This is a genomic window from Pseudomonas sp. V98_8 (assembly GCF_029967975.1).
Classification (GTDB): Bacteria; Pseudomonadota; Gammaproteobacteria; order Pseudomonadales; family Pseudomonadaceae; genus Aquipseudomonas; species Aquipseudomonas umsongensis.
In genome coordinates this window covers 1-17,133 of record NZ_JASCAE010000055.1, presented here as the reverse complement: position 1 = coordinate 17,133, position 17,133 = coordinate 1, and the positions used below count along the sequence as shown (strand labels likewise).

Here is a 17,133-nt window from a genome sequence, read left to right as displayed (position 1 = left end):
GGTAAACCTTTAACAGCACTCGAACAACAGGTAGCACCCATGAATTTCCAACTGACCCAAGAACAAGAAATGTTGGTGGACTCGGTACGCAGCTTCGTCGAGAAGGAACTGCTGCCCTATGAAACCGAGGTCGACCGCGCCGACGAAGTTTCCCCGCAATTGGCCGCGCAGATCCGCGGCAAGGCGATCGCCGCCGGTTTCTATGCCTTCAACATGCCCGAGGAAGTAGGCGGTGGTGGCCTCGATTACCTGTCCCAGGCACTGATCGAACGAGAGCTGTCCAAGGTCTCCTGGGCGCTGCACGTGTTTGTCGCGCGGCCGTCGAAGATCCTCATGGCCTGCACCGGCGAGCAGATCAACGACTACCTGTTGCCGTGCATCCAGGGCGAGAAAATCGACTGCTTCGCCCTGACCGAACCGGGTGCCGGCTCCGACGCCAACGCGATCAAGACCCGCGCCGTGCGTGAGGGCGACGACTTTGTCCTCAACGGCAGCAAGCACTTTATCAGTCACGCCCGCCACGCCGATTTCGCCATCGTCTTTGCCGTCACCGACACCTACGAGCATAACGGCAAGAAGCGCAATGCCGTGACCTCGTTCCTGGTCGATCGCAACACCCCGGGCATGACCATCCGCCGGGGGCCCAAGTGCGTGAGCAACCGCGGTTACCACACCTTCGAAATGTTCTTCGACGACTGTCGTGTACCGGCCTCCAAGGTGCTGGGTGAAGTCGGCAAGGGCTGGGATGTGGCCAACGCCTGGCTGACCGCCGGCCGGGTGATGGTCGCCGCCAACTGCGTCGGCCAGGCGCAAAGGGCACTCGACGTCTCGCTGCAATGGGCGGCGGACCGCAAGCAATTCGGGCAGCCGATCGGCACCTACCAAGGCGTGTCGTTCAAGCTGGCGGACATGGCCACGCAAATCCGCGCCGCCGAACTGCTGACCCTGCACACCGCCTGGAAAATGGACCAGGGCACCATGACCGACGGCGAAGCTGGCATGGCCAAGCTGTTCGCCAGTGAAGTGCTCGGTCGCGCGGCCGACGAGGCGGTGCAGATATTTGGCGGCATGGGCCTGATGGACGAAGGTCCGGTGGAACGTATCTGGCGTAATGCGCGGATCGAACGAATCTGGGAAGGCACCTCGGAAATCCAGCGGCACATCATTTCCCGCGAACTGCTGCGGCCGCTGCTGCGCTGATCGCCCGGAGAATTGCCATGTCCCAGACTATTCGTGACAACCTCAAGCGCATGCTCGCGCCACGGCATGTGGCCTTTGTCGGCGGGCGCAGCATGGCCCGCGCCCTCAAGCGCTGCGCCGAGGGCGGCTACCCAGGGCAAATGTGGCTGGTCAACCCGCAACACGACAGCCTCGAAGGCGTGCCTTGCGTGCGCAACATTACCGACCTGCCGTGCGGACCGGACGCAGTGTTCATCGCCACCAACCGCGAGCTGACCCTGACTTGCGTTGCTGAACTGGCCGCCATCGGCACCGGCGGCGCGATCTGCTACGCCTCGGGTTTCGCCGAAACCGGCGCCGAAGGCCAGGCCCTGCAACAGCAGCTGCTCGAGGCCGCCGGCGACATGGCCTTGCTCGGTCCCAACTGCTACGGCCTGCTCGACTATCTGCACAGCAGCGCGCTGTGGCCGGTGGCCCATGGTGGCAAAGCGGTGGAGAAGGGCGTGGCGGTGCTGACCCAAAGCGGCAATTTCGCCTACAACCTGTCCATGAGCGACCGCTCGCTGCCGGTGGCCTACATGGCCTCGGTCGGCAACCAGGCGCAACTGGGGGTGGCCGAACTGATGGACGTGCTGCTCGACGAGCCGCGCGTCACAGCTATCGGCCTGCATCTGGAAGGCCTGAAGAACGTCCCGGGTTTTGCCCGCGCGGCGCACAAGGCGCTGGAGAAGGGCATTCCAATCATCGCCTTGAAAACCGGCGTGTCGCAGATCGGTGCCGAACTGGCCCTCAGTCACACCAGTTCGCTGTCCGGTTCCGATGCGCTGTACGACGCGTTGTTCGAACGCCTCGGCGTCATCCGCGTCAGCGGCCCGGTGAGCTTCGTCGAAACCCTGAAAGCGGCGGCGTGTGGAAACCTGCCGACAGGCAACAGTTTGATCGCGCTAGCCTGCTCGGGTGGCGATGCCGGCCTGATCGCCGACTACGCCGAACGCAACGACTTGACCTTGCCCAAGCTCGATGCCGGGCAAGTCGGCGAACTGGCGCAGGTGCTGCCCAGCTACGCCAACCTGGTCAATCCGCTGGATTTCACCACCGCCATCTGGGGCGACAGCGAAGCCCTGGACCGCATGCTCGACAGCGCCCTGCGCACGCCAGCCGACGCGGCAATGCTGGTGCTCGACTACCCGGCGCAATTTACCGGCGAGCGCAAGGAGTGCGACCTGCTGCTCGACCTCTACTGCAAGGCGCTGCAACGTCACGGCAAGGCCGGTTTCGTCACCTCGGCTTTCCCGGAACTGTTGCCGCCTCACGCCCGTGAGCGTTTGCATGCCCAGGGTGTGGCGGCCTTGCAGGGCGTCGAAGACGGTTTGGCGGCGTGGGGGCGCATCGCCGGTTACCCACGCAAGCGCCAGGCATTGTTGACGCTGGGCGAGTCGGCACTGGTGCCGCTGTGCCCTCAAGCGCTGGCAGGCCAAGGGCAATTGCTCAACGAATGGGATTCCAAGCAGGCCTTGCGTGCATTTGGCCTGCCGACGCCCGACGGCGTGTTGAGCACACCGGACAATGCGCTGAAGGACGCCGCAGCGCTGGGCTATCCGTTGGTGGTCAAAGCCGTCAGCGCACAACTGCCGCACAAGACCGAAGCCGGTGCAGTGGCACTGAATCTCAAGGACGACATCGCTTTGCGCGCCGCGTTGGACAGGATGCGCGCCAGCATCAACGCGTACGCGCCGCAGGTGGCCTTCGATCAACTGCTGCTGGAACCCATGGCCAAGCCGCCATTGGCCGAGTTGATCGTCGGCATCAAGCGCGAAAACGATTTTGGCCTGGCGCTGGTGATTGGTGCCGGCGGGATTCTGGTGGAGTTGCTCAAGGACAGCCGCAGCCTGTTGCTGCCGACCACCGACGGGGCGATCCGTCAGGCCTTGCTGAGCCTGCGCAGCGCCCCGTTGCTGCAAGGTTTCCGCGGTCGCCAGGCGGCGGATCTCGACGCGCTGGTAGCGGCGATCCGCGCCGTGGCCGACTACGCCTGCGAAAACGCCGCGCAACTGCTGGAACTCGATGTGAACCCATTGTTGGTCGGTGCCGATGGCACGACCGCGGTCGATGCGTTGATTCGCATCGCCCATGCGTGAGGACCTGAACATGCAAGACAAAACCTTGACCGGAGGCCAGGCGCTGGTGCGCCTGCTGGCCAATTACGGCGTCGATACCGTGTTCGGCATTCCCGGTGTACACACCCTCGAGCTGTATCGCGGGCTGCCCGGCAGCGGCATTCGCCACGTGCTGACGCGCCACGAACAAGGCGCCAGTTTCATGGCCGACGGCTACGCCCGGGTCAGCGGCAAACCCGGCGTGTGCTTCGTGATCACTGGTCCCGGTGTGACCAACGCCGCCACCGGCATCGGCCAGGCCTACGCCGATTCGATTCCGATGCTGGTGATATCGAGCGTCAACCACACGGCCAGCCTGGGCAAGGGCTGGGGCATCCTGCACGAGTGCCAGGATCAGCGCGCAATGACGGCACCGATCACTGCATTCTCGGCGGTTGCGCTGACTGCCGAAGACTTGCCGCAGTTGATCGCCCGCGCCTATGCGGTGTTCGACAGCGAGCGTCCGCGCCCGGTGCACATTTCGGTGCCGCTGGACGTGTTGTCGGCGCCGATCGCCCGTGACTGGAGCAATGACGTGGTGCGCCGTCCGGGGCGCGGTCCGGCATCCGCCACTGCACTCGATCAAGCCGTGGCCAAGCTCAACGGTGCGAAACGACCCATGATCATTGCCGGTGGCGGTTCACTTGATGCCGTCTCGCAGCTGCAGGAAATCAGCACCCGACTGGCTGCGCCGCTGTTCACCAGTGTCGCGGGCAAGGGCTTGTTACCACCGGATGCGCCGCTCAACGCCGGTTCTTCTCTGTGTGTGGAGCCGGGCTGGAACCTGATCGCCGAGGCCGACGTGGTGCTGGCGGTCGGCACCGAAATGGCCGACACCGACTTCTGGCGTGAGCGCCTGCCGCTCAACGCTGAGCTGCTGCGAGTGGACATCGACCCGCGCAAGTTCAACGACTTCTACCCGTGCGCCGTGGCCTTGCATGGCGATGCGCAACAAACCCTCTGCGGCCTGCTCGGGCGACTGCCGTCCGAGGTACGTGATGCCAGCGCTGCGATTGCCTCGGTCAGTGCACTGCGTGAAGCGATCAAGGCCAGCCATGGTCCATTGCAATCGATTCATCAGTCGATTCTTGAGCGCATTGCCGCAGAACTGCCGCAAAACGCCTTCATCAGTACCGACATGACTCAACTGGCCTACACCGGCAATTACGCGTTCGACAGTGCCGCAACCCGCAGCTGGTTACACCCGACTGGCTACGGCACCCTGGGTTACGGCCTGCCGGCCGGGATCGGCGCCAAGTTCGGTGCGCCGCAACGTCCGGGCCTGGTACTGGTCGGCGACGGTGGGTTCCTCTACACCGCGCAGGAACTGGCGACCGCTGTCGAGGAACTGGACAGCCCGCTAGTGGTGTTGCTGTGGAACAACGATGCGCTGGGGCAGATCCGTGACGACATGCTTGGCCTGGATATCGAGCCCATCGGCGTGCTGCCGCGCAACCCCGACTTCGCCGCCCTTGGGCGCGCGTTCGGTTGCACGGTGAACCAACCGCAAAGCCTGGCCGAGTTGCAAACGGACTTGCGCCACGGCTTCAAGCGCAACGGCGTGACCCTGATCGAACTCAAGCATGCCTGCGCACACTGATCTGTATTTCAAGGGGATGAAGCCATGCGCTTTTCCGATCTGACTCAACGTATCGCCGGTGACGGCGCTGCCGCCTGGGATATTCATTACCGTGCACTGGCCATGCTGGAGCAGGGCAAGGACATCCTGCTGTTGTCCGTGGGCGACCCGGATTTCGACACGCCGCAACCCATCGTGCAGGGCGCCATCGACAGTCTGTTGGCCGGTAACACCCACTACGCCGAGGTACGCGGCAAGCGCGCCTTGAGGGAGGCCATCGCCAGGCGCCACCACCAACGCAGCGGGCAGCGGGTGACCGCGGACGAAGTCACCGTGCTGGCCGGCGCCCAGTGCGCGCTGTTCAGCGTGGCCCAGTGCGTGCTCAATCCGGGCGATGAAGTGATCGTCGCCGAGCCGATGTACGTCACCTACGAAGCGGTGTTCGGCGCTTGCGGCGCCAAGGTCGTGCCGGTGCCGGTGCGCTCGGAGAACGGCTTTCGCGTGCTGCCCGAAGACGTCGCCGCGCGCATCACCCCGCGTACCCGTGCCCTGGCGCTGAACAGTCCGCACAACCCGTCCGGTGCAAGCCTGCCGCGCAGCACCTGGCAAGCGTTGGCCGAATTGTGCATCGCCCACGACCTGTGGCTGATTTCCGATGAGGTCTACAGCGAGCTGCTGTTCGAAGGCGAACACGTCAGCCCAGCGAGCTTGCCAGGCATGGCTGAGCGCACCGCGACCCTCAACAGCCTGTCGAAATCCCATGCCATGACCGGGTGGCGAGTGGGTTGGGTGGTGGCGCCGCCGTCCCTGGCCGCGCACCTGGAAAACCTTGCGCTGTGCATGCTCTACGGTTCGCCGGATTTCGTTCAGGATGCGGCGGTCGTGGCATTGGAAAGTGAGCTGCCGGAACTGGATGCCATGCGCGAAGCCTATCGCGAGCGTCGTGACCTGGTGTGCGAGCACCTGGTCGATTGCCCGGGCGTGCGCGCCTTGAAGCCCGATGGCGGGATGTTCGTGATGCTCGATATCCGTGAAACCGGGCTCAGCGCCCAGGCGTTCGCTGATCGCCTGCTCGATCGCCACGGGGTGTCAGTACTCGCCGGTGAAGCGTTCGGCCCGAGCGCGGCCGGGCATATTCGCCTCGGCCTGGTGGTTGGCCCTGAACCCTTGCGCGATGCCTGCCAGCGTATCGCCCGTTGTGCCCAGGAACTGATGGAGGCTCAGCTACATGCTTAATCACAAGGCGCTGTTTATCGATGGACGCTGGCAAGTCCCGTCGGGCCAGGGCACCGCGCAAGTGATCAACCCGGCCACCGAAGAAGTGGCGGGCAGCGTGCCCTTGGGCGATGAACGCGATGTCGACAACGCCGTGGCCGCCGCGCGCAAGGCCTTTGGTCCATGGTCGCGCACTCCGTCGAGCGTGCGTGCCGGTTACATCCGTGCGTTGGCGGAACAACTGAAGAACCGCGCCGATGAAATGGCCTCGGTGATCACCACTGAACTGGGGATGCCGGTGCAATGGTGCCGTTCGGTGCAGGTGGATGGGCCGATCATTGGCCTTGAGCAATACGTGGAACTCGCAGGCCTGATGGACGAAGTGCGCGAAGTCGGCAACTCGCGGGTGTACCGCGAGGCGGTGGGCGTCTGTGCGTTCATCAACCCCTGGAATTACCCGCTGCACCAGCTGATCGGCAAACTCGCCCCGGCGCTCGCGGCGGGTTGCACGGTGGTGGTCAAGCCAAGCCAGGAAACCCCGTTGCACGCGTTTTTGCTGGCACAGATGATCGAGGACATCGGCCTGCCGGCCGGGGTGTTCAACCTGGTCAGCGGACCGGGCTCCAAGGTCGGCGAAGCCTTGGCCAAACACCCGGACGTGGACATGGTGTCGTTCACCGGTTCCACCGGCGCCGGCGTTCGCGTCTCACAGGCCGCCGCGCCTTCGGTCAAGCGCGTGTGCCTGGAGTTGGGCGGCAAGTCGGCGTTGCTGATTGCCGAGGACGCCGATCTGGAGGCGGCGGTGCGCTACGGCGTTCAGGACGTGATGATCAATTCGGGGCAGACCTGCACCGCGTTGACCCGCATGCTGTTGCCAGCCAGTCGGTATGCCCAGGCGCTGGAGATTGCCCTGGAGGAAACCCTGAGCCTGAAGATGGGCGATCCGCAGGATCCGCAGAGCTTCCTTGGGCCGATGTGCTCCGACGGGCAACGTCGCACCGTGCTCGATTACATCAGGATCGGCCAGGAAGAGGGCGCTCGCTTGTTGTGCGGCGGCGACGCGGCGCCGGACTTGGAGCGTGGCTACTACGTCAGCCCGACGCTGTTCGCCGACGTTAACAACCGCATGCGCATCGCCCAGGAAGAAATCTTCGGCCCGGTGCTGTGCCTGATCCCTTATGAGGATGAGGTGCAGGCGATCCAGATCGCCAACGACTCGCCGTTTGGCCTGTCCAGCGGGGTCTGGGCCGGCAGTGCCGAGCGTGCCTTGCAACTGGGCCGGCAGCTGCGAGCCGGGCAATGCTTCCTCAATGGCGCGGCGTTCAACTATCAGGCGCCGTTCGGCGGCTACAAACAATCCGGTAACGGGCGTGAATGGGGGGAAGAGGGGCTGGGCGAATTCGTCGAAGTGAAGGCGATCCAGGTGTGACCGTCAACGACTCAAAGACTGTATGCACCGGGCCCAGGCCCGGTGTCTTGCGTGGTTTTGCACGGGTATTTCATTAGCTTTTATCAGGGGCAATGCAATGAGCGATAACAAAAACAAGATTACTCAAGCGAACAATGAATTGAGTTTCCCGCGCAGGGACTTCCTGAAGTACAGTGCCGCCGCCGTGGCGGTGGCTGGGGCGTTCTCCATGGGCTTGCCGTCAGGCGCCTTCGCTGCAGAAGCCACGCCGAAGCCGGGCGGTGTATTGCGCCTGGGACTTGCCGGCGGCAGTACCACCGACTCGAAAGACCCGGGCTCCTGGGCGGATACCTTTACCTTCGTCGGTTTCTCGGCGGTCTATAACACCCTGACTGAAATCGCCGTTGACGGCACCGCGATTCCGGAACTGGCCGAGAGCTGGACCTCAACCCCTGATGCCCGCGTCTGGACCTTCAAGCTGCGCCAGGGCGTGACCTTCCACAACGGCAAGAGCCTGACCGCCGATGACGTGGTCGCGTCGATCCAGCATCACCTGGGCGAAAAATCTACCTCGGCGGCCAAGACCGTGCTGGGCGATGTGGCCAAGGTCAGCGCCAATGGCAGCGACAGCGTGGTGTTCGAACTGCACTCGGGCAACGCCGATTTCTCTTATGTGGTCGCCGATTATCACCTGGCGATCCTGCCGAGCAAGGACGGCGTGGCGGACTGGCAGGCTGGCGCCGGCACCGGTGGCTATCGCCTCAAGGACTTCGAACCGGGCGTACGCATGACCCTGGAACGCAACCCCGATTACTGGAAAGCCGGGCGTGCGCACTTCGCCAGTGCCGAGTTGATCGCCATCGCCGACGGCGCAGCGCGGGTCAACGCGCTGGTCACCGGGCAAGTGGACGTGATCAACAAGGTCGACCTCAAGACCGTAGCGTTGCTCAAGCGCAACCCGAACCTGGTCATCGAGGAAACCAAGGGCGCCCAGCACTACACCTTCCCGATGCTCACCGACAGCCAGGTGTTCCAGAACAACGACGTGCGCCTGGCGATGAAGCACGCAATCAACCGCGAAACCCTGCTGGCTTCAGTACTGTACGGTTATGGCCTGGTGGGCAACGATCACCCGATCCAGCCCGGTAGCCGCTTCATCAACACCGCGCTGGAACAGCGCACCTATGACCCGGACAAGTCGCGTTTCCACCTGAAAAAGGCCGGTCTGGATTCGCTCAAGGTGCGCCTGCAGGCCTCCGACGCGGCGTACACCGGCGCCGTCGATGCCTCGGTGCTGTTCAAGGAGCAAGCCCGTGCGGCCGGGATCGACATCGACGTGGTGCGCGAGCCCGCCGACGGTTTCTTCTCCAACGTCTGGATGAAGCAACCCTTCACCACCTCGTTCTGGTACAGCAGCCTGACGGCCGACCGCATGTTCAGCATCGGCTACGCCAAGGGCGCGGCGTGGAACGAAACCCATTGGGACAACCCGCGTTTCAACCAGTTGCTCAACGCTGCCCGGGGCGAGATGAACGAGCCGCTACGCCGGGAGATGTACAACGAAATGCAGGCGCTGTGCCGGGACGACGGCGGGGCGATCGTGCCGCTGTTCGCCAGCTCCGTGGCGGCGCGTTCCAACCGCGTGGCCCACGGTGGGCAGACCGCGCCATACGGAGAGCTCGACGGCTTGCGCGTGATCGAGCGATGGTGGCAGGCGTAAGCGCTCGCCAAACCAATGAAGAACCCTTGTAGGAGCGAGCATGCTCGCGAAAAACGTCCAGACACTGCGGGCACTCAGACTGCCCGCGTCATCGTTGACGTCCATCGCGAGCATGCTCGCTCCTACAGGGGGAAATGGTGGTCTTCGTAAGGAATCGCACGGTGAATAGTATTTTTAAGTTGCTACTTCAGCGTTTGGCATTAGGGCTGTTATCGCTATTCGCGGTGTCAGTCATCATCTTCCTCGCCGTCGGCCTGCTCCCGGGCGATATCGCCCAGGCCATGCTCGGCCAGTCCGCCACCCCGGAAACCGTGGCGGCTTATCGCGCGCAACTGGGCCTGGACCTGCCACCCCTGACCCGTTTCGGGCAGTGGATCTGGCAATTGCTGCACGGTGATCTCGGCGTATCGCTGGCCAACCAGCGGCCTATAGCCGAACTGGTCGGCAGTCGCCTGGGCAACACCTTCAGCCTGGCACTGTTGGCCGCGCTGGTGTCGGTGCCTTTGGCGTTGTTGCTGGGCATGCTCGCGGCGTTGTACCGCAACAGCTGGTTCGACCGCCTGCTCAACACCTCGGCCCTAAGCGCGGTGTCGTTCCCCGAGTTCTTCGTCGCCTACATCCTGATCCTGGTGTTTGCGGTGAAACTCAATTGGTTCCCGAGCATTTCCAACCTCTCGCCAAACGCCAGCCTGGGTGAGGTACTGGAACGCTCGGTGCTGCCGGTGGCGACCCTGAGCCTGGTGGTGATCGCGCAGATGATGCGCATGACCCGCGCCTCCTTGATCAACCTGCTGGCCAGCCCCTACATCGAAATGGCCCGTCTCAAGGGCATCAGCCAGTCGCGCATCATTTTCCGGCATGCCTTGCCCAACGCCCTGGCGCCGATTGTCAACGTGGTGGCGCTGAACCTGGCGTACCTGGTGGTTGGCGTGGTGGTGGTCGAGGTGGTGTTTGTCTATCCGGGCCTTGGCCAGTTGCTGGTGGACTCGGTGGCCAAGCGCGATATCCCGGTGGTCCAGGCTTGCAGCCTGATCTTTGCCGCCACCTACATCTTGCTCAATACCAGTGCCGACGTGCTGTCGATTGCCAGCAACCCACGCCTGATGCATCCAAAGGGGTAGACCATGAGCCTGCTTAAACAATTGCTCCGGGCGCCGCTGAGTGCGAAGTTCGGATTACTGGTGATCGTCGTGTATATCCTGGTGGCGCTGTTTGCCCCGGTGCTGGCGCCGTTTGGCGAAACCCAGGTGGTGGGCGAGGGCTTCGCGCCGTGGGGCGGGCAGTTCCTGTTGGGCACCGATAACCTGGGGCGCGACATGTTCAGCCGCCTGGTCTTTGGTGCGCGCAACACACTGGGCATCGCGTTCCTGACCACGGTGCTGGCGTTCCTGCTCGGTGGCACCTGCGGCCTGATCGCGGCGATCAAGGGTGGTTGGGTCGATCAGGGCCTGTCGCGGGTCGTTGACATCCTGATGGCCATTCCGCAATTGATCTTTGCCTTGCTGATTCTCAGTGTGGTCGGCACCACGGCCACCTCACTGGTGCTGGTAATCGCGCTGCTGGATGCAACCCGGGTGTTTCGCCTGTCCCGCGCCGTAGCGATGAACGTGGTGGTGCAGGACTTCGTCGAGGCCGCGCGCCTGCGCGGTGAAGGCCTGTGCTGGCTGGTGACCCGCGAGGTACTGCCCAACGCCGCAGCGCCGCTGATTGCCGAATTCGGCCTGCGGTTCTGCTTCGTGTTCCTGTTCATCAGTGCGCTGTCGTTCCTCGGCCTGGGTATCCAGCCGCCGACGGCCGACTGGGGCAGCATGGTGCGCGACAACGCGGTGCTGATCACCTTTGGCGACATCAGTCCTTTACTGCCCGCCCTGGCCGTGGCCTTGATCACGGTCAGCGTCAACTTCGTCGTCGACTGGATGCTGCACAAGTCCAGCGGCCTCAAGGAATGCTGAACATGACGACATCCAAACCTTTGCTGGAAATCCGCAACCTGCACATCGAAGGTCACTACGAGGACGCCTGGCATCCGCTGATCAAGGGCATCGACCTGACCTTGCAACGCGGTGAGGTGCTGGGGCTGATCGGTGAATCCGGGGCGGGCAAATCGACCCTCGGCTTGTCTGCCATGGGCTATACCCGCGACGGCTGCAAGATCATCGGCGGCACGGTGCATTTCGACGGCATCGACCTGCTCAAGGCCAAACCCGAAGCCTTGCGCAAATTGCGCGGCCTGCGCATCGCCTACGTCGCGCAGAGTGCGGCAGCCTCGTTCAACCCGGCCCATCGTTTGATCGACCAGCACGTGGAAACGGCGGTGAAGAATGGTGGCATCAGCCGTGAACAGGCGATGCGCGAAGCGGTGGACTTGTATCGCGTGCTGCGCTTGCCCAACCCCGAACAAATCGGCCAGCGTTACCCGCACCAGGTCTCCGGTGGCCAGCTGCAACGGGTCATGACCGCCATGGCGATGGCCTGCCACCCGGACTTGATCGTCTTTGACGAACCGACCACCGCCCTGGACGTCACCACCCAGATCGAAGTGCTGGCGGCGATTCGCGATGCGGTGAAGACCTACGGCAGCGCGGCGATCTACATCAGCCACGACCTCGCGGTGGTGGCGCAGATGGCCGACCGCATCATGGTGCTGCGCCACGGCAAGCTGGTGGAAGAGGCCGAGACCTGCAAGATGCTCGGTGACCCGCAGGAGGACTACACCAAGTCGCTATGGGCGGTGCGCAGTTTCCGCACCGAACCCAAACCCTGCCCGCAACAGGAAAAACCGCTGCTGGAACTGCGCAACAGCTGCGCCAGCTACGGGCGGCAACCGGTGCTGCATGACGTTTCCTTGAAGCTGTACCGTGGCCAGACCCTGGCGGTCATCGGTGAATCCGGCAGCGGCAAAAGCTCCACGGCGCGGCTGATCACCGGCTTGCTGCCACCGACCCATGGTCAAGTACTGTATGACGGCGAACCGCTGCCCGCGGATTTTCGCCAGCGCAGCAAGGAACAACTGCGGCGCGTGCAGATGATTTACCAGATCCCGGACACGGCACTGAACCCGCGCCAGCGCATTGTCGACATCATCGGCCGGCCACTGACGTTCTATCTGGGCCTCAAGGGCAAAGCCATGCGCGCGCGGGTGGCCGAGCTGCTGGAGATGATCGAACTGGACCCGGCAACGTTCATGGAGCGTCAGCCCCGGGAATTGTCCGGCGGACAGAAACAGCGGATCTGCATCGCCCGAGCCCTGGCCGCCGACCCGCAACTGATCATCTGCGACGAAGTCACCTCGGCCCTCGACCAACTGGTGGCCGAAGGCGTGCTCAAGTTGCTCAACCGCATTCAGCAACAGCTCGGCGTCGCCTACCTGTTCATTACCCATGACGTCGCCACCGTGCGCGCGATTGCCGACGAAGTGCTGGTGATGCAACGGGGCAGGGTGGTGGATCATGGCTCGCGCAGTGCTATTTTCACCCCACCGCATCAAGACTATACCGGGCTGCTGTTTTCCTCCGAACCCCAGATGGACCCCGACTGGCTCGACCGCTTGCTGGCCAGTCGCGCTACGCCGAATTCAAACCCTACGCTGGAAAAAGTCTAAGGAATCACCATGAAAGTACTGATCGTCCATGCTCACCCCGAGCCACAATCCTTCACCGCCGCCCTGCGCGACCAGGCCGTCGCGACCCTTGAAGCCCAGGGCCATGAAGTGCAGGTCAGCGACCTGTACAAGATGAACTGGAACCCGGTGGCCAGCGCCGATGACTTCTCAAAGCGGGAAAATCCCGAGTACCTGGTGTACGCGCTGGAACAACGCCTCGGCGTGAAGAGCCAGTCGCTGGCAGCGGACATTCAATCCGAGCTGGACAAACTGCTGTGGGCCGACCTGCTGATCCTCAATTTCCCGATCTTCTGGTTCTCCACCCCGGCCATGCTCAAGGGCTGGATCGACCGGGTGCTGGTGTCCGGTATCTGTTATGGCGGCAAGCGCTTCTACGATCAGGGCGGCTTGGCCGGTAAAAAAGCATTGGTCACTGTGACCTTGGGTGGGCGTGAACATATGTTCGGTGAAGAGGCTATCCATGGTCCGTTGCAGGACATGCTTCGACCGATTTTGCGCGGGACGCTGGCGTATGTCGGGTTTGATGTGCTGGAACCGTTTGTGGCGTGGCATGTGCCGTACGTCAGTGATGAGGCGCGGCAGGCGTTTTTGCTGGATTACGATCAGCGCCTGCAACAGCTGAGCGATGATCAACCCTTGGTGTTCCCCAAGCTGTCGCAGTTCGATGAACAGCTCTATCCACTGCATCGATCCGAAACTGTGAATGCTTGACCCCTTTGGGAGCGAGCCTGCTCGCGAAGCGGCCATTAGCTTCAACATAGAGTTGACTGACCCGACGCTTTCGCGAGCAGGCTCGCTCCCACAGTTTTGATGATCGCGTGTTCAAATCCCCTGCCATTGTTCTGAATACGCAAACACTGATGTCGCCGAGAATGGAATTGTTGGTGCAGTGGCCGGCTTGTAGCCTCCATCTCGCCGAACACCGGGATTTGCCAACGATCCGGTGGAGCTCCAGCCAGTGCTCATCAAGACGTCCTGCCTTGCTTTCGGCCTTACGCCCCTTCGGGGGTTTGGCGCCTAATAAAAATAAGGAAGGCAGGTATGAGTATTCGTGCATGGGGTTGTGCTGCGACCCTGTTCGCTCCCGTTCTGGGGGCTGGCATTTTGTTTCCCGCGATGGCGCAGGCATCGGGCATTCCTTATGCCAGCAACCGTCCCCAAAGCTTTCAGTTCAGTTCGGACTTCACCGAGCCCTACAACTCGGTAGGGCAGGAGTTTGAGTACAACGACGACCGCAAGCGTTTTGACGATCACGGCAACAAGGTAACCGGCAGCAACACCGAGACCTACGTTGGCCTGACGTCGTTGTTGCACTACTGGAAGATGGACGGCCTGCCCAACACCGGCTTCATCGCCAGTATCACCCTCCCGGAGATTGCGGTGCGCGGTAACGGCACGCGGGTCAGCGGGCTGGGCGATCCGTTGGTTGGTGGCTTGGTCTGGTACAACCCGACGCCGCTGCGCACCATCGGTGCACAAGCCTATGTGCAACTGCCGACCGGCGCGGATTCGGTCAGCAGCGACACCTACGCCTTGTGGCCTTCTCTGTTCTACAACGAATGGCTGGGCAAGGTGAACATCGACTTGCTGGTCGGCGCGATCCTTCGCGGCGATGGCCCGCACCACACCGAACCGGGCGATACCGGCCACGCCAACCTGCGCCTGGGCTACAACATCGTCGATCGCCCGACCTACCAGGTCACGCCCTTCCTCAGTGCCGATTACCAGAAAACCTTCGGCTCCGATGATCGCAACAACAATTACATCGAATTCTCTGAATCCAACGAAACCGCGCTCGGCGCCGGCGTGCTGTTCCAGCTCAAGCCCGGCGTGCAAAAGGTCTTCGCCCAGAAAATGTGGGATCAGGTGTCCATCCACTATTCCAAAGGCGTGGAAGGGCGCAACACCACCGTCACCGATGGCCTGTTTGTGCAGCTCTGGCATTACTGGTGAATCACCGACGCCTGCCTGTGTCGCCGCTACTCATTCCGGAGAATAAAAAGTGAACGAAGAAAACCAGAAACTTGCACTGTCACGCCGCAACTTCATCAAGGCCGGTGCCGCCGGCACGGCTGTCGCCGCCTTGTCGGGTGTGGCCGCACGGGCGATGGCCAGCGACGAGCTGCCCTTTGATCGAGAGCACGACATTGTCGTGGTCGGCGGTGGCGGCAGTGGTTTGCCGACCGCGCTGTTCTCCCGCTGGCTGGGCAACGACGTGGTCATCCTGGAAAAAGCCGGCAGCCCCGGCGGCACCGCGGCCAAGGCGGCGTTCTGGTACTGGGTGCCGAACAACAAGCCGATGCGTGACGCTGGCATCGTCGATGAAAAAGCCGACTACATGCGCTATGTCGCCCGGCTGACGCGCCCGCAATCCTACGACGCCTCGTTGCCCAAGCTCGGCCTGTCGGACTGGGAATACGAGATGTGCGAAGCGATCTACGAGAGCGCCTCGCCCGCCGCTGAACTGTTGGCCGAACGCGACGCGCTGCCTTACCGCCATTGCCCGGACGTGCCGGACTATTGGGCGGAATTGCCCGAAGACAAAGCCAAGAAAGGCCGGGTACTGGTGCCCAAGGAAGCCCGGCCCAGCATGTCCGACGGCGGTCGCGTGGCGATTCGTACGTTGACCGCCGCCGCCAAGCGTGACGGCGTGCAGATTCGTACCGGCGAGCGGGTGGTGAAAGTGATCCTCAACGACGCGGGCGAAGCGATCGGTGTCGAAGTCGAAACCGAAGAGGGCACACGGCAACGGGTCAAGGCGCGCAAAGCGGTGATCTTCGCCACGGGCGGTTTTACCCACGATCCGGAATTGCGCCGCAACTTCCTCAACGCTCCGGTCTACGGTGGTTGTGCGGCGCTTACCAACGAAGGCGATTTCATCCGCATCGCCAGTGATCTGGGGGTGCAATTGCGCAACATGAACTACGCCTGGTCGTGCCCGATCCTGCTGGAAAAGGCCCTGGCCAAGGACGGTTCGATGTCCGGCATTTTCACCATGAACGGCGATTCGATGCTGATGGTGAACAAGTACGGCAAGCGCGTCGTCAACGAAAAGACCGTCTACAACGAACTGGTCCCGACCTTCTTCCAGTGGGACGGCGACAAAGCCGAATACCCCAATCTGGTGATGTTCTCGATCTGGGACCAGCGCGCCCAGGACTACTGCAGCAGCGACGAATACGGCTCACCGATCGTGCCCAAGGGCGGCAACGACCGCCATGTCATCAAGGGAGAAACCCTGGAAGAGCTGGCGAAGAACATCGCCGAACGCCTGGATAAACACGCCGCCGATATCGGCGGGATGAAGCTCAGCGCCGATTTCACGCTCAACTTGAAAGCCACCCTCAAGCGCTTCAACGAGTTGGCCAAGACGGGCAAGGACCTGGACTTCCATCGCGGCGAGCTGGTGATCCAGGGCGTGTTCACCGGGCCGGTCAAACCCGACCGCACCGGCAACCTGACGATGTACCCGCTGGCCGCGAAAGGGCCGTACTACGCGGCGTTGATCACGGGCGGCAACCTCGACACCAAGGGCGGTCCGAAAACCAACTCGGTCGGCCAGGTATTGAACAACGCCAATGCACCGATCCCGGGCTTGTACGGGGTCGGCAACTGCGTGGCGTCGGCCTCCGGGCGTGCCTACTGGGCCGGTGGTTCGACGCTTGGCCCAATCATCGCCTTTGCCTATCGCGCCGCTAACCAGGCGCACAAGGAACCGAGCCGAAGCTGAATCAAGCCCCGTGACTGCATGAGATCAACGATATGACGCACTTGAAATTTTTCCTGCGAGCCCCGGCGCTGTTGGCGATGGCGGCCAGTTTTGCTTTGACCGGCAGCGCTTTGGCCGATGACCTGGCGTTGGCGCAGAAACTGGCGACCAACCACTGCGCGGTCTGCCACACCTTCGACAAGGGCGGCCCGCCGGGGCAGGGCCCGAATCTGTTCGGGCTGCTGGGTCGCAAGGCGGCCAGCGAAACCAACTTCACCTACAGCGACGGCTTCACCAAAGCCATGGCCGGCAAGGTCTGGGACGAGCCGATGCTCGACGCCTGGCTGACCGATGCCCAGAGCGTCGCGCCGGGCAGTGCCATGGTCTATTCGCAGGACGACCCGGCCAAGCGGCAGAAAATCATCAGCTACATCAAGTCCCTTCAATAAAACCACGGCAATTCCCCTGTAGGAGCTGCCGCAGGCTGCGATCTTTTGATCTTCGGCAGACTTGAGATCGCCAAAAGATCAAGATCAAAAGATCGC

Annotated in this window: 13 protein-coding genes; all 13 read left to right on the top strand. The window is 62.8% G+C overall.

What is annotated here, in order from left to right:
* Positions 1-39 precede the first annotated feature (39 nt).
* The 13 genes from QLG10_RS18925 (at position 40) to QLG10_RS18865 (ending at position 17,037) form a co-directional block, all read left to right on the top strand.
* The gene (locus QLG10_RS18925) at positions 40-1,200 is read left to right on the top strand and encodes an acyl-CoA dehydrogenase family protein (protein ID WP_282487827.1); all 1,161 of its coding nucleotides are present in this window, start codon (positions 40-42) and stop codon (positions 1,198-1,200) included.
* Positions 1,201-1,217: 17 nt separating this feature from the next.
* Positions 1,218-3,317, top strand: a complete 2,100-nt coding sequence (locus QLG10_RS18920) for an acetate--CoA ligase family protein (RefSeq protein WP_282487826.1) — start codon at positions 1,218-1,220, stop codon at positions 3,315-3,317.
* 10 nt (positions 3,318-3,327) lie between these two features.
* Positions 3,328-4,935: a 5-guanidino-2-oxopentanoate decarboxylase gene (locus QLG10_RS18915; protein ID WP_282487825.1), complete on the top strand. Its 1,608-nt coding sequence runs from the start codon at positions 3,328-3,330 to the stop codon at positions 4,933-4,935.
* A 24-nt stretch (positions 4,936-4,959) separates the two neighbouring features.
* Positions 4,960-6,150 (top strand): aminotransferase class I/II-fold pyridoxal phosphate-dependent enzyme, encoded by a 1,191-nt coding sequence (locus QLG10_RS18910; RefSeq protein WP_188263930.1) that lies wholly within the window; start codon positions 4,960-4,962, stop codon positions 6,148-6,150.
* Positions 6,143-7,558, top strand: a complete 1,416-nt coding sequence (locus QLG10_RS18905) for an aldehyde dehydrogenase family protein (protein ID WP_188263929.1) — start codon at positions 6,143-6,145, stop codon at positions 7,556-7,558. Before QLG10_RS18910 ends, QLG10_RS18905 begins: the two co-directional genes overlap by 8 nt.
* 97 nt (positions 7,559-7,655) lie before the next feature.
* Positions 7,656-9,257, top strand: a complete 1,602-nt coding sequence (locus QLG10_RS18900; RefSeq protein WP_188263928.1) for an ABC transporter substrate-binding protein — start codon at positions 7,656-7,658, stop codon at positions 9,255-9,257.
* Between the two features lie 161 nt (positions 9,258-9,418).
* Positions 9,419-10,378: an ABC transporter permease gene (locus tag QLG10_RS18895; protein WP_188263927.1), complete on the top strand. Its 960-nt coding sequence runs from the start codon at positions 9,419-9,421 to the stop codon at positions 10,376-10,378.
* A 3-nt stretch (positions 10,379-10,381) separates the two neighbouring features.
* Positions 10,382-11,209, top strand: a complete 828-nt coding sequence (locus tag QLG10_RS18890; RefSeq protein ID WP_179054842.1) for an ABC transporter permease — start codon at positions 10,382-10,384, stop codon at positions 11,207-11,209.
* Between the two features lie 2 nt (positions 11,210-11,211).
* Positions 11,212-12,858 carry an ABC transporter ATP-binding protein gene (locus QLG10_RS18885; protein WP_282487824.1) on the top strand — a complete coding sequence of 549 codons (1,647 nt, stop codon included), beginning with the start codon at positions 11,212-11,214 and terminating at the stop codon, positions 12,856-12,858.
* A gap of 9 nt (positions 12,859-12,867) precedes the next feature.
* Positions 12,868-13,590, top strand: a complete 723-nt coding sequence (locus QLG10_RS18880; RefSeq protein ID WP_282487823.1) for an NAD(P)H-dependent oxidoreductase — start codon at positions 12,868-12,870, stop codon at positions 13,588-13,590.
* Positions 13,591-13,920: 330 nt separating this feature from the next.
* Positions 13,921-14,832 (top strand): transporter, encoded by a 912-nt coding sequence (locus tag QLG10_RS18875; RefSeq protein WP_282487822.1) that lies wholly within the window; start codon positions 13,921-13,923, stop codon positions 14,830-14,832.
* A 49-nt stretch (positions 14,833-14,881) separates the two neighbouring features.
* Complete coding sequence (locus QLG10_RS18870; RefSeq protein WP_110747248.1) at positions 14,882-16,609, top strand: FAD-dependent oxidoreductase; 1,728 nt, start codon at positions 14,882-14,884, stop codon at positions 16,607-16,609.
* 32 nt (positions 16,610-16,641) lie between these two features.
* Positions 16,642-17,037 carry a c-type cytochrome gene (locus QLG10_RS18865; protein WP_020799492.1) on the top strand — a complete coding sequence of 132 codons (396 nt, stop codon included), beginning with the start codon at positions 16,642-16,644 and terminating at the stop codon, positions 17,035-17,037.
* Positions 17,038-17,133: the final 96 nt, after the last annotated feature.